At 71.9% G+C, this 11851-nt stretch carries 13 protein-coding genes and 2 pseudogenes; 5 read left to right on the top strand and 10 right to left on the bottom strand.

The window, feature by feature from the left end; all coding sequences use genetic code 11:
- Positions 1-59: 59 nt before the first annotated feature.
- The 3 genes and pseudogenes from E5083_RS24485 to E5083_RS31315 form a co-directional block, all read right to left on the bottom strand.
- Entirely contained in the window at positions 60-1127 is a 1068-nt protein-coding gene (locus E5083_RS24485) for a right-handed parallel beta-helix repeat-containing protein (RefSeq protein WP_135787855.1), read from the bottom strand.
- 119 nt (positions 1128-1246) lie between these two features.
- Positions 1247-1554: pseudogene (locus tag E5083_RS24480) on the bottom strand (aminoglycoside phosphotransferase family protein); the annotation flags it as partial.
- The gene (locus tag E5083_RS31315) at positions 1506-1655 is read right to left on the bottom strand and encodes a hypothetical protein (protein ID WP_167513622.1); all 150 of its coding nucleotides are present in this window, start codon (positions 1653-1655) and stop codon (positions 1506-1508) included. The pseudogene E5083_RS24480 and the gene E5083_RS31315, both read right to left, overlap by 49 nt.
- 61 nt (positions 1656-1716) lie before the next feature.
- Here E5083_RS31315 and E5083_RS24475 point away from each other — a divergent pair, with 61 nt between their 5' ends.
- Complete coding sequence (locus E5083_RS24475; protein WP_167513621.1) at positions 1717-2343, top strand: rhomboid-like protein; 627 nt, start codon at positions 1717-1719, stop codon at positions 2341-2343.
- 14 nt (positions 2344-2357) lie between these two features.
- Positions 2358-2840, top strand: coding sequence for a GNAT family N-acetyltransferase (locus E5083_RS24470; RefSeq protein ID WP_135787854.1), 483 nt, complete (start codon positions 2358-2360; stop codon positions 2838-2840).
- On the opposite strand, the gene E5083_RS24465 is transcribed toward E5083_RS24470, so the two are convergent.
- Both E5083_RS24465 and E5083_RS24460 read right to left on the bottom strand, forming a co-directional pair.
- On the bottom strand, positions 2829-4346 hold the full coding sequence (locus E5083_RS24465) for an MFS transporter (RefSeq protein ID WP_135787853.1): 1518 nt from the start codon (positions 4344-4346) through the stop codon (positions 2829-2831). The two genes, E5083_RS24470 and E5083_RS24465, sit on opposite strands and share 12 nt — an antisense overlap.
- A gap of 77 nt (positions 4347-4423) precedes the next feature.
- Positions 4424-5398: a zinc-binding dehydrogenase gene (locus E5083_RS24460; protein ID WP_135787852.1), complete on the bottom strand. Its 975-nt coding sequence runs from the start codon at positions 5396-5398 to the stop codon at positions 4424-4426.
- A gap of 108 nt (positions 5399-5506) precedes the next feature.
- On the opposite strand from E5083_RS24460, the gene E5083_RS24455 reads away from it, so the two are divergent.
- On the top strand, positions 5507-6202 hold the full coding sequence (locus tag E5083_RS24455) for a pentapeptide repeat-containing protein (RefSeq protein ID WP_135787851.1): 696 nt from the start codon (positions 5507-5509) through the stop codon (positions 6200-6202).
- On the opposite strand, the gene E5083_RS24450 is transcribed toward E5083_RS24455, so the two are convergent.
- From E5083_RS24450 to E5083_RS24440, 3 genes and pseudogenes are all read right to left on the bottom strand, one after another.
- Positions 6199-6699: a hypothetical protein gene (locus tag E5083_RS24450; RefSeq protein ID WP_030804532.1), complete on the bottom strand. Its 501-nt coding sequence runs from the start codon at positions 6697-6699 to the stop codon at positions 6199-6201. The genes E5083_RS24455 and E5083_RS24450 overlap by 4 nt on opposite strands.
- A 24-nt stretch (positions 6700-6723) precedes the next feature.
- Positions 6724-7489: pseudogene (locus E5083_RS31310) on the bottom strand (GNAT family N-acetyltransferase).
- Positions 7490-7579: 90 nt separating this feature from the next.
- Entirely contained in the window at positions 7580-8155 is a 576-nt protein-coding gene (locus E5083_RS24440) for a TerD family protein (protein ID WP_030804536.1), read from the bottom strand.
- Positions 8156-8339: 184 nt separating this feature from the next.
- Here E5083_RS24440 and arfB point away from each other — a divergent pair, with 184 nt between their 5' ends.
- The gene (gene arfB / locus E5083_RS24435; protein WP_135787849.1) at positions 8340-8768 is read left to right on the top strand and encodes an alternative ribosome rescue aminoacyl-tRNA hydrolase ArfB; all 429 of its coding nucleotides are present in this window, start codon (positions 8340-8342) and stop codon (positions 8766-8768) included.
- Here arfB and E5083_RS24430 read toward each other — a convergent pair.
- Both E5083_RS24430 and E5083_RS24425 read right to left on the bottom strand, forming a co-directional pair.
- The gene (locus E5083_RS24430) at positions 8765-9232 is read right to left on the bottom strand and encodes a GNAT family N-acetyltransferase (protein WP_135787848.1); all 468 of its coding nucleotides are present in this window, start codon (positions 9230-9232) and stop codon (positions 8765-8767) included. The genes arfB and E5083_RS24430 overlap by 4 nt on opposite strands.
- A gap of 50 nt (positions 9233-9282) precedes the next feature.
- Complete coding sequence (locus E5083_RS24425) at positions 9283-9774, bottom strand: flavin reductase family protein (protein WP_135787966.1); 492 nt, start codon at positions 9772-9774, stop codon at positions 9283-9285.
- A 386-nt stretch (positions 9775-10160) separates the two neighbouring features.
- Between E5083_RS24425 and cdgB the strand changes: the two genes are divergently transcribed.
- The gene (gene cdgB / locus E5083_RS24420) at positions 10161-11813 is read left to right on the top strand and encodes a diguanylate cyclase CdgB (protein ID WP_135787847.1); all 1653 of its coding nucleotides are present in this window, start codon (positions 10161-10163) and stop codon (positions 11811-11813) included.
- Positions 11814-11851: the final 38 nt, after the last annotated feature.

Raw genomic sequence — 11851 nt, 5'->3', positions numbered from 1 at the left:
CTGCCGCCCTTTCTCGTTCTTCGGCCTTCTTCGGTCATCGATGGGCAGCGGGCGGGCGGTCAGCACAGGCCCGCGGGCTTCGAGGCCCGGCAGGAGTTGCGCTCGAAGCGGTTGCCCTTGCCCGTGTCGGTGTTCACCAGGTCCGCGGGGGCGTTGGCCGACAGCGTGTTGCCGTCGACGCGGTTGTTCTCGCCGAGGGTGCCGACCATGCTCTTGAAGAGCACGATGCCGCCGGAGAGCGGGGACTTGCCCGCGTTGCCGCGTACGTAGTTGCCGGTCACGCGGGTCTGCTCGACACCGGTCAGCACGATGCCGGAGCCCTGGAGGGCGGGCAGGCGCTCGGTCTTCGGGCAGGACTTGTTGTTCTGCGTGACGCGGTTGCGGGCGACGGTGAGGTGACCGGCCTTCGGGGTGTTCTCGTCGCCGACGACGAAGACACCGGCGCAGTTGCCGCGGATGCCGTTGTCCTGCACGTTCACGTCGCGCAGGCGGCGGACGGTGACGCCGATGCGGTTGTCGTCGAGGCGGTTGTGCTCGACGAGGGTGCCTCCCGCGTCGTACGCTCCCGCCTCCTCCTTGATGGTGTTGGCGAGGAAGAGTCCGGCGTCGCCGTTGCGCTCGGCGACGTTCTCGCGGAACACGCCGCCCGTGGAGCGCTCCTGGGCGATGCCCCAGGTGTCGTTGTCGACGGCGCGCACATGGCGGACCGTCATACGGTCGGTCGCCATGCCGAAGACGCCGGCGCGGGCGAACCCGGTGACGGTGAGGTCGGCGACGGTGACGCCCCGGACGTCCTTCGTCTTGGTGCCGAGGACGCAGATGCCGTTGCCGTTCTGGGCGCAGGTGTTGGCGTCCTTGCCGGTCTTGACGGCGGCGGGCTTGACGACCGTACGGGCGCCCGCGCCGCGCAGCGTGATGCGGTCCCGGCCGATCTGCACGCTCTCGTGGTAGGTACCGGCGAGCACCAGCACGGTGTCCCCGGCCCGCGCGGCGTCGACGGCCTTCTGAATCGACTCGCCCGGACGGACCACGAGGGTCTGGTGAGCGGCGGCCGCCGGGACCGCCCCCACACCCGCGCTCACAAGCGCCGCGCTACAGGCGAGATATGCGAGGTGACATCTCTTCATACCGCGTACCGTATGACCGGTTTATCCGGTATCCCACGCGATGGTCCGTCCGGGGGCGTGTCTGTGTGCGGGGGTGCCTGTTGGCGATTGAGGCTGGGTGACTGGTTGTGCATTCAGCCCAGCCCGAGGGCGGCGGTCAGCGCGTCGAAGCGGTGGCGGGTGTCGGCCGGGGCGTACCGGTTGGCGAGCGCGGGGAGCAGCTCGAAGCCGGGGTCGCCGGCCAGCGGCTTGGGGTCGATGGCCAGCCAGGGCGCGCGGGCTGCGGCCAGGACGTTGCCGTAGTGCAGGTCCCAGTGCAGCAGCCGGTCGCCGGGCTCGTCCGCCACCTCGCTGAAGGGGGGGCGAGTTCTGCGCGGAGGGCTTGCGGTAGGCGTGCCGTCATTCCGCGTGCCCTGTCACCCATTCGGTGCAGTCCGGGTGGGGCGGGATGACGAGCGGTTCATCCAGGAGGGCGGCGGCCTCGCGGGTGTCGGGGAGGGCGGCCAGGGGGCGGGTCAGGGCAGGGCGGTCGGAGGGCGGGGTGGGCACCTGGGTGACCATACTGGCGGGTGTGAGACGGGGTGTCGGGTTGGGGCGAGTGGGTCGGGCGGTGGCGGCTTACGTGCGGGCCGCGCCCGGGACCTATGTGTGGCTGGCCATTCTTTTTGTTACCACTGTGGCTTTGCATCACATGTCGCCGGAGTTCGAGAAGGAGTTCTTGCGGCAGCGGTCGACCAATATTCGTGAGTTGTCGCAGAACCCGGTGCGGGTGTTGATCACGAGTGGGATGTGGATCGACGGGGGCCACTGGCTGCCGTATGTGGTGGCGTACAGCGTGTTCCACGCACAGGTGGAGCGGTGGGTGGGGACGGCTCGGTGGCTCGTGGTGTGTGTGGCCGCACATGTGCTGGCGACACTGATCAGTGAGCTGGCTTTGCTGCGGGCGATAAATGACGGGCATGCGCCTGCCTCCGCCGTGAACACGCTGGATATCGGGGTGAGTTACGCCCTTGCGGGGGTGATGGGGGTGCTGACGTACCGGATCGCGGTGCCTTGGCGGTACGCGTATCTCGCGGTGCTGCTCGCCGTCTACACCGTCCCCCTGGTCGACGGCCGCACCTTCACCGACGTCGGGCACGCCCTGGCCGCGCTGATCGGGCTGGCCTGTTATCCGCTGGTGCGGGACCGGGGGAGTACGTGGCACCCGTTCCGCACCCCGGCCGCGCCGTCCGGCTGACTACGCTGCCGGGCATGATCCGTACCGCGCGCCCCGACGACGTACCCGTCCTCCACACGATGATCCGCGAGCTGGCCGAGTACGAGAAGGAGCCCGACGCGGCGCGGGCCACCGAGGCGCAGCTACGCGAGGCGCTGTTCGGCGAGCGCCCGGCGGCGTACGCGCACCTCGCGGTGGACGACGCCACCGGCGAGCCCGCCGGCTTCGCGCTGTGGTTCCTGAACTTCTCCACCTGGCGCGGGGTCCACGGCATCTACCTGGAGGACCTGTACGTCCGCCCCACCGCACGCGGCGGCGGCCACGGCCGCGCCCTCCTCACCGAGCTGGCCCGGATCTGCGCCGAGCGCGGCTACGAGCGCCTGGAGTGGTCGGTGCTGAACTGGAACCGCCCCGCCATCGGCTTCTACGAGAAGCTCGGCGCCCGCCCGCAGGACGAGTGGACCGTGTACCGCCTCACCGACGCGGCGCTGACCGACCTGGCCCGCTCAGCCGACTGATTCCCGTACCTGCGCCTTCGCGGGCACCCCGTGCCGGGGCGGCTTCGCCGTGACCATCAGCCCCGCCACCACCGCGGCCAGCAGCATCACCGCGGCCGCCCACCAGATGGCCACCGTGTAGCCGTGCACCACGCCCGCCGGGACCACGGTGGCCCGGTCGGCCGGGCTGCGCAGGTGGGCGGTGACATAGGCGGCGGCGCTGGTGGTGGCGATGGTGTTGAGCAGGGCCGTACCGATGGAGCCGCCGACCTGCTGGGCGGTGTTGACGGTCGCCGAGGTGACCCCGGAGTCGCGCGGGGCGACCCCGGCCGTGGCGGTGGCGAACACCGGCATGAAGGTGAGCCCCATGCCGAGCCCGAGCAGCAGCAGCGCGGGCAGGATCTCCGAGGTGTACGACGAGTGCACCGTCATCCGCGTGAGCAGCAGCAGCCCGGCGCAGGCCAGCAGCATGCCGGGCACCATCAGCATGCGCGGCGCCACCCGGTTCAGCAGCCGGGCGGATATCTGGGTCGAGCCGATGATGATCGCGGCGGTCAGGGGCAGGAAGCCGAGGCCGGCGCGGACGGGGGAGTAGCCGAGGATGACCTGGAGGTAGTAGGTCATGAACAGGAACAGCCCGAACATGCCGATCACCGCGAGCAGCATGGTGAGGAAGCACCCCGCGCGGTTCCGGTCCCGCACGATGTGCAGCGGCAGCAGCGGGTCCGGCGCCCGGTTCTGCCACCACACGAACACCACCAGCAGCACGATCCCCACCGCGAACAGCGCCAGCACCAGCGGATCGGTCCAGCCGCGCGGCTCGGCCTCGCTGAACCCGTAGACGATGGCCACCAGACCGCCGCAGCCGAGCACCGCGCCGGGCGCGTCGAGCCGGGCGGTGCCGCCGTGGCCGGGGCGGTCGTGCAGCAGGGCGAAGGCGCCGAGGACGGCGATGATCGCGATCGGCACGTTGACGTACAGACACCAGCGCCAGTTCAGGTACTCCGTGAGCAGCCCGCCCAGGATGAACCCGATCGCCGAGCCGCTGCCCGCGAGCGCGCCGTAGATCCCGAACGCCTTGCCGCGTTCGCGCGGGTCGGTGAACGTCGTGGTCAGCAGGGACAGCGCGGACGGCGCGAGGACGGCCGCGAACACCCCCTGGAGCGCGCGGGCGCCGAAGAGCATCCCGGAACTGCCCGCCGCGCCGCCCAGCGCGGAGGCCAGCGCGAAGCCGATCAGCCCGATGACGAAGGTGCGTTTGCGCCCCACCAGGTCCGCGATCCGCCCGCCCAGCAGCAGGAGCCCGCCGAAGGCGAGGGTGTAGGCCGTGATCACCCACTGCCGGTTGCCGTCGGACATGTGCAGGGCGGCTTGCGCGGAGGGCAGGGCGATGTTCACGATCGTCGCGTCCAGCACCACCATCAACTGGGCCAGCGCGATCACGACGAGGCCCCACCAGCGGCGGGGATCGGCTGCCTCGGTTCCGGCGGGGACCGGACCGCGCTCACCCGTTCGGCCGATGCTCATCTGGCCAGAAGACCATGGATCGGGGCGGGTCGCATCCGCGTCGGAGGGGCCGCGGTTCCTGGTGCCGTAACGGTTCCTCATGGTTTGAGCACCACCTTCCCGACCGTGCCGCGCGTCTGGAGCGCCCGGTGCGCGGCGGCCGCCTCGGCGAGCGGGAACCGGGTGACGGCCGGGCGCAGCCGACCCGCCGCGGCCTCGGCGAGGGCCCGCTCCTCCAGGGCGCGCAGGCCGCCGCCGCGCCGGAGCATCTCCGGGCCGAGCACGGACTCTGACACCCCGTCCGTGAAGTGGCCCCGGGCGCCCTCCCCGATGCCCTCGGCGGACCAGCCGAAGACCAGGTGCCGGCCGCCCGGACCGAGCAGGGCGACGGCCTCGCGGGCGGCCTCGCCGCCGACCCCGTCGTAGACGAGCGTGGCGTCCCGCCCGTCCAGCCACGCCCGGACCTCGGCGGGCCAGCCGGGGCGGGTGTAGTCGACGGCGAGATCGGCGCCGTTCGCCCGTACCCGCGCGGTCTTCTCGGCGCCGCCCGCCAGGCCGACGACGGTCGCTCCGGCGTTCCGGGCGTGCTGTACGAGCAGGGTGCCGATGCCGCCGGCCGCCGCCGGTACGACCACCACGGACTCCGGGCCCGGCTCCGCGAACCCGGCGATACCGAGCGCGGTACGGCCGGTGCCGATCATGGCGACGGCCTCCGCGAAGCCCAGGCCCTCCGGGACCGGGTGCAGCCGGGTGGCGTCGGTGACGGCGAGTTCGGCGTACCCGCCGGGGGCGAAGCCGAGGTGGGCGACGACCCGTCGGCCGAGCCACGCCCTGTCCACGCCCTCCCCGAGCGCGTCCACCACTCCCGCGACCTCCCGGCCGGGCACGGTCGGCAGCGCGGGCAGCTCGGGCAACGGGCCCTGCCGCCCCTCCCGCAGGGCCGTGTCCAGCAGATGCACCCCGGCCGCCGCGACCGCGATCCGCACCTGGCCGGGGCCGGGGGAGGGGTCGTCGGTCCTCTCGTACGTCAGGTTCTCGGCCGGCCCGAAGGCGTACAGACGGACGGCGTGCATGGGACCCCCAGGGTTTTCCGCGTTTCTCCGCTTCCGGAAGGCCCACTCTTCGACCTCAAGGGCGCTTGAGGTCAAGGCGGTGTCAGTGCGGGGGTGCAGCATGGGCGCATGGCGACGAGGCGAGCGACGGGTACGGGCGGCGGCGGCACGGCGGTACGGGGTGCGCGGCGCCCGGAGTTGCGGCTGCCGCCGCTGGCTCCCTGGGCGGACGCGGAGCTGGAGCGGGACGGGGACTACGACGGGCTGGAGTTCCAGGAGGCCGACCTGTCGGGGCAGCAGGGCGGGGGCGCCCGGTTCATGGACTGCGCGCTCACCGGGTGCGTGCTGGACGAGACCGGGCTCGGGCGGGCGCGGGTGCTGGACTCGGTGCTCGACGGGGTGCGGGGGGTGGGTACGCAGTTCGCCGAGGCCACCTTCCGGGACGTGGAGTTCCGCTCGCCCCGGCTCGGGGGCGCCCAACTGCACGGGGCGGTGCTGGAGCGGGTCGTGGTGCGCGGGGGCAAGCTCGACTTCCTCAACCTGCGGGAGGCGCGGCTGAAGGACGTGGTCTTCGAGTCCTGCGTACTGGTGGAGCCCGACTTCGGCGGGGCCCGGCTGGAACGGGTGGAGTTCGTCGACTGTGCCCTGAAGTCCGCCGACCTCTCCCGCGCCACGCTGAAGGACGTCGACCTGCGGGGGGCCGCTCCGCTGGAGATCACCCGCGGTCTCGACCGGCTCTCGGGCGCGCTGATCGGCACGGGTCAGTTGCTGGACCTCGCCCCGCTGCTGGCGGCGGAGCTGGGGATCAGGGTGGAGGGCGCCTAGGAAATACGGGGATAGCGGGCCTGGAGGGTCCAGATCGCGGGGTTCTCGGCGAGGTCCTCGTGCATGTCGGTCAGGTCCGCGATGACGTCGTGCAGGAAGTCACGGGCCTCGCGGCGGAATTCGGCGTGCGAGAAGCTCAGCGGGGGTTCCTCGGCGGGCATCCAGTCCGACTCGATGTCCACCCAGCCGAAGCGGCGCTCGAACAGCATGCGGTCGGTGGACTCCGTGAAGTCCAGCTCCGCGCGCTGCGGGCGGGCGGCACGCGAGCCCATCGGGTCCTTGTCCAACTGCTCCGCGATGTCGCAGAGTGCCCACGCGAAGTCCAGCACCGGCACCCATCCCCAGGCTGTGGACAACTCCCGGTCCGACTTCGTGTCGGCGAGATACACGTCCCCGCAGAACAGATCGTGCCGAAGCGCCCGGACATCCGCCCGCCGGTAGTCCGTCTGCGGGGGGTCCGGAAAGCGGTTGGAGAGCGCGTAGCCGATGTCGAGCACGTCAGATGGTCCCATGCCGGGGGCTCAGCGTGCCCGCTCGGCCAGCAGTCGGCCCAGGTCCGGCGGCCATACGGGCTCGGCGGCGGAGGCCAGTTCGGCGGGGGTCCACCAGCGGCCGCCCAGGATGCCCTCGGCGGAGTGCGTCGCGTGGGCGGAGGCGGTGGGGTCGCGGCGGGGGCCGGGGGTGACGTAGATGTGCTCGTGCTGGCGGACCGGGACACCGGCTCGGGTGAAGTCGTGTTCCCACGTGCACAGCAGGAGGCCGGGGACGAGGTCGGTCCAGCCGGTCTCTTCGGCCAGCTCCCGTACGGCGCCCTCGCGGGGGGTCTCGCCGGGTTCGAGACCGCCGCCAGGGAGAGCCCAGTGCACGCCGACCTCGGAGTTGTCGTACCGGAAGAGGAACACGGCGCCCTCCGGGTCGACCACGGCGGCCGGCCGCTCGGAAGCGGGCCTCGGTCAGTTCGGCGGCCTGGCGGCCGTAGCCCTTGCCCTGCTGGGCCGCGTCGACCAGCAGCAGGCCGATCCAGGGGTCGGGGTCGGCCGGATCGGGGTGACGGGCCAGCGTGTGCACGACCGCGACCAGGCGGTCGTCCACGCGGGCGAGCAGCACCTCGCCGTCGGGGTGGGCCAGTTTGCCCGCGACCGTCTCCGCGACCTGCTCCGGCCGGATGTCCGCCGGGTCCGGGAACTCCCCGCTGAGCGTGTGGAACGCCTGCTGGGAGGCGTACAGCGCGGTCAGTTCGGCGAGTACGGGCGGAACGCCCCCGGCGAGTACGGGTTCGAGGATCACCCGCCGCACGCTAACGCGTGCGCTTGCTTCGGCCGAGGGAATTCCGCGACCGGCCCCAGGAGCAACCCCCGGAGCCGGCGGCAGCCGTTCTCAGACGTTCACGCCGAAGTCCTGGGCGATGCCGACCAGGCCGGAGGCGTAGCCCTGGCCCACGGCGCGGAACTTCCACTCCGCGCCGTTGCGGTACAGCTCGCCGAAGACCATGGCGGTCTCGGTGGCCGCGTCCTCGGAGAGGTCGTAGCGGGCGATCTCGGCGCCGCCGGCCTGGTTGACGATGCGGATGTAGGCGTTGCGGACCTGGCCGAAGTTCTGGCCGCGGTTCTCCGCGTCGTAGATGGAGACCGGGAAGACGATCTTCTCGACGTCGGCCGGGAGGGCGGCCAGGTTGACGTTGATCGCCTCGTCGTCGCCCGCGCCCTCGCCCGTGCGGTTGTCGCCGGTGTGGACGATGGAGCTGTCCGGCGTCTGCTTGTTGTTGAAGAAGACGAAGTGCTGGTCGGAGTAGACCTTGCCCTGGCCGTTGACCGCGATGGCGGACGCGTCCAGGTCGAAGTCCGTGCCGGTGGTGGTGCGGACGTCCCAGCCGAGGCCCACGGTGACGGCCGTCAGGCCCGGAGCCTCCTTGGTGAGCGAGACGTTGCCACCCTTGGACAGGCTTACAGCCATGATTGGGAGTCCCTTCCGTTTTGAGTATCTTGCCGACGAAGCTACGTCACCGGGTAGAACGGCGGGAGGGGTGCCTCAGGTTCCGCCCCGCTTTACCTTTTTTACCGAGCTGCTCCGCCGCCGTCGCACGGCGCGCCGGAAATCGGGGTGACTCGGGGTGCCCGGAGCCGGGAACATGGGGTGCATGTCCGGGCCCTATCTCATCCGTGGCTCGGTCTCGCTTCCCGAGGCCGAGCTGAACTGGCGTTTCTCGCGGTCTTCCGGGCCCGGTGGCCAGCACGTCAACACCAGCGACTCCCAGGTGGAGCTGCGCTTCGACCTCACCCGCACCGAGGCACTGCCCCCGGTGTGGAAGGAACGCGCGCTGGAACGCCTGGCCGGGCGCCTGGTGGACGGGGTGATCGTCGTACGGTCCTCCGAACACCGCTCCCAGTGGCGCAACCGCGAGACCGCCGCCGTACGCCTCGCCGCGCTCCTCGCCGAGGCCACCGCACCCCCGCCCAAGCCCCGCCGCCCCACCCGCATCCCCCGCGGCATCAACGAACGCCGGCTCAGGGAGAAGAAGCAGCGGGCGGACACCAAGCGGGGCCGCTCGGGCCGGGACTGGGGTTAGACCCCGAGGTCGAGCACCCCGACCGTCTGACCCCCGCTCGTCTCATCCGTCGTACGGAACCCGAGCCGCCGGTAGAACTCGCCCGGCCCGTCCGCCCCCGGATGCCAGGTGACGTACAACTCCCCGCACCCGCGCCGCCGCAGCTCCGCCGCGACCGCCTCCACGGCGAACCGCCCGTACCCCTTGCCCTGTTGGCCCGCGTCGATGTTCAGCCGCCACAGCCCGGACCGCCGCACACTCCCGCCGTCCCCGCGCCAGTCGATGTCCAGAAAGGCCATCAGAAACCCGACCGCCTTGTCCCCGTCGAGAATCAGCCGCGGCCACGCCACCCCGGCCGGACGCACGTACGCCTCCGCCAGCGAATGCGCGACAGGCTCGACGGCCTGCTCCTGATCGGCCCGCACCCGGACGGCCAGCGCGGTTTCCAGGTTCGCGGGTGTGACCTCGGCAAGACGGAGTGACATGCGCGCACCCTAAGTCGGGCGGTCCGCCTGACGCCCCCTATTTATGGGCCTCAGCCCAAGTGCCGGTACCGCCCCCGGTAATACAGCAGCGGGCCGCCCTCCGTGCTGGGGATGCGGGCTGTCAGGACGCGGCCGATGACGAGGGTGTGGTCGCCGGCCTCTACGCGTTGTTCGGTGCGGCACTCCAGGGTGGCGAGGGCGTCGGGGATCAGGGGGGCGCCGGTGGCCTCGCCGCGGTCGCAGGCGAGGTCGGCGAAGAGGAGGCGGTCGCTGACCCGGCCCTTCATGGCGAAGCGGCCCGCGATCTGCCGCTGGTGCTCGGCGAGGACGGACACGGCCCAGAGCGGCTGCTCGTCCAGCAGGTCGTCCATCCGGGAGCCGGTGCGCAGGCTGACCAGCACCAGCGGCGGGTCCAGCGAGACCGACATGAAGGCCGTGGCCGTCATGCCCGCGTCCTCGCCGCCCGGCGCGTACGGGTCGTCGGGGTCCAGCGGCGGTTCCTGCGCGGTCACCAGGACCACGCCCGCGGCCAGCCGGGACATCGCGGCCCGGAACTCGTCGTCGCTCACCCCCTCAGCATGCACAGAAGCGGCCGCGGCGGTGGGGGAGGGAGGGTTCAGCACGCCGGAAACGCTAATCGGGCGCCCGCGCCCGCCGCATCGGGCCTCCGGCGTAACCCGGACCTAGGACCAAAGGACCGGACCTGTGGCGGAAGAGGCGGCCCGGACCGGCCAGCGGCATATGCGCAACTTCGCAGCCTTTGCGATCGGAGAACGCAACGGGAAAGTGCGGAAACTGCACTCAATTGTTCAAGTTCTTCTGTGACTTGAGTCACAAGGAGTACGGAATTGTTGACCCTGTGTACCGAGTGAGCAGCGCGCTGTGATTCAGTGGCGGAAAGCCTGTGGACAGCAGGGGGAGGGCGAGCATGGAGACCGATCAGGAGCCGTACGTCCCTCTGACGTCACTGCGTCAGCTTCACCAGGTCATGGCCGAGATGAACACCGCGCGCAGCCAGGCCGACACCCTCCAGATCGTCGCGGACGGCGCGGTCGGCGCCCTCGGCTACGAGATGGCCTGCGTGAACCTCGTACGCCCCGACGGCGATCTGGTCGTCGCCGCCGTCTCCGGCAACTCCGCCGCCGAGGCCCTCATCACCGGCCGCACCGGCTCCCGCGAGTCCTGGGACCGGCGCCTGGGCATGGGCGAACTCTGGGGCGACCTGGTGTTCATACCGCACACCGAGGGCTGGGTCCTGGACGACGACGACGTCCCCCAGTGGTACACCGACGGCCCCTCGCCCCGCTTCCCCGAGGAGTGGCACCCCGGCGACCGCCTCTTCGCCCCGATGTACGCCCCCGGCGCCCAGGGCGGCGCCCGCGGCGGACTGCTCGGCGTCATATCCGTCGACCGCCCCCTCACCGGCCGCCGCCCCGGCGCCTGGGGCCGCGAGGCCCTGCAGATGTACGCCTTCCAGGCCGCCATCGCCATCAGCAACGCCCACCTCCGCGCCAACATGCAGCGCGCCCTGGTCCGCCTGGAACGCGACCAGCAGGCCCTGCGGGCCAGTGAGGAATCCTTCCGTCAGGCGTTCGAATACGCCCCCTCCGGCATGGCCATCGCCGAGATGGGCGGCGACCAGCACGGCCGCATCCTGCGCACCAACGACGCCCTGTGCCGCCTGCTCGGCCGGCCCGCCTCCGCGATGCGCCGCTACTCCTTCTCCGACCTCGTCCACCCCGAGGACATCGGCACCCTGATGCGCACCTCCGCCGAGGGCGGCCGGGCCGAGCTGCGGCTGGCCCGGCGCGACGGCAGCTATGTATGGGTGTCGCTGCGCAACTCCGTGGTCGCGGACGCGGCCGACGGTCCGCGCTTCCTGCTCACCCACGTCGAGGACATAGAGGAGCGCAAGCGCCGCGAGCTGCAGCTCGCCCACCGCGCCTCCCACGACTCCCTGACCGGGCTGCCGAACTCCGCCGAGCTGCGCTCCCGGCTCGCCGCCCGGCTGTGCCGCCGCCCGGCCCACCTCGACGCCCTGGACTCCCTGGACGCCGCCTACGGCCACCCGGCCGGCTCCGGCGACGCGCACGGGTTCGACTTCACGCCGGGCGCGGAGGCGTACGACGCCTTCGACCACCATGTGCACACCGTCGCCCCCGAGCAGGGCCCGGACGACGGCACCAAGGGGCTCGCGGTCCTCTTCTGCGACCTGGACGGCTTCAAGTCGATCAACGACCGCTTCGGGCACAACGCGGGCGACGCGGTCCTCATCGAGGTGGCCCGCAGGCTCAGCGCGGGCCTGCGGGACGGTGACACCGTGGCCCGGCTCGGCGGCGACGAGTTCGTGATCCTCGCCGACGGCCTCGGCCAGGCCGACGCCGCCGACCTCGCGGTGCGGCTGCGCAACGAGATCATCCAGCCGATCCGGGCCGAGGGCCGGGCGGTCCGGGTGGGCGCCAGCTTCGGCATCGGCTGGGCGCACTGCGGGATGACGGCCGACGAAGTGCTGAAGTCCGCCGACGAGCGGATGTACGTTGAGAAACGATCTCGTCCCAAACAGCATCGGCGTGCCGGGTGAAACGCAGGTCAGTGCGCTGACAGTGCGGGGATGTGCGC

Source organism: Streptomyces bauhiniae, from assembly GCF_004784475.1.
Classification (GTDB): Bacteria; Actinomycetota; Actinomycetes; order Streptomycetales; family Streptomycetaceae; genus Streptomyces; species Streptomyces seoulensis.
Note: the sequence above shows the minus strand (reverse complement) of the source record. Positions and strands in the feature narration are given on the sequence as shown.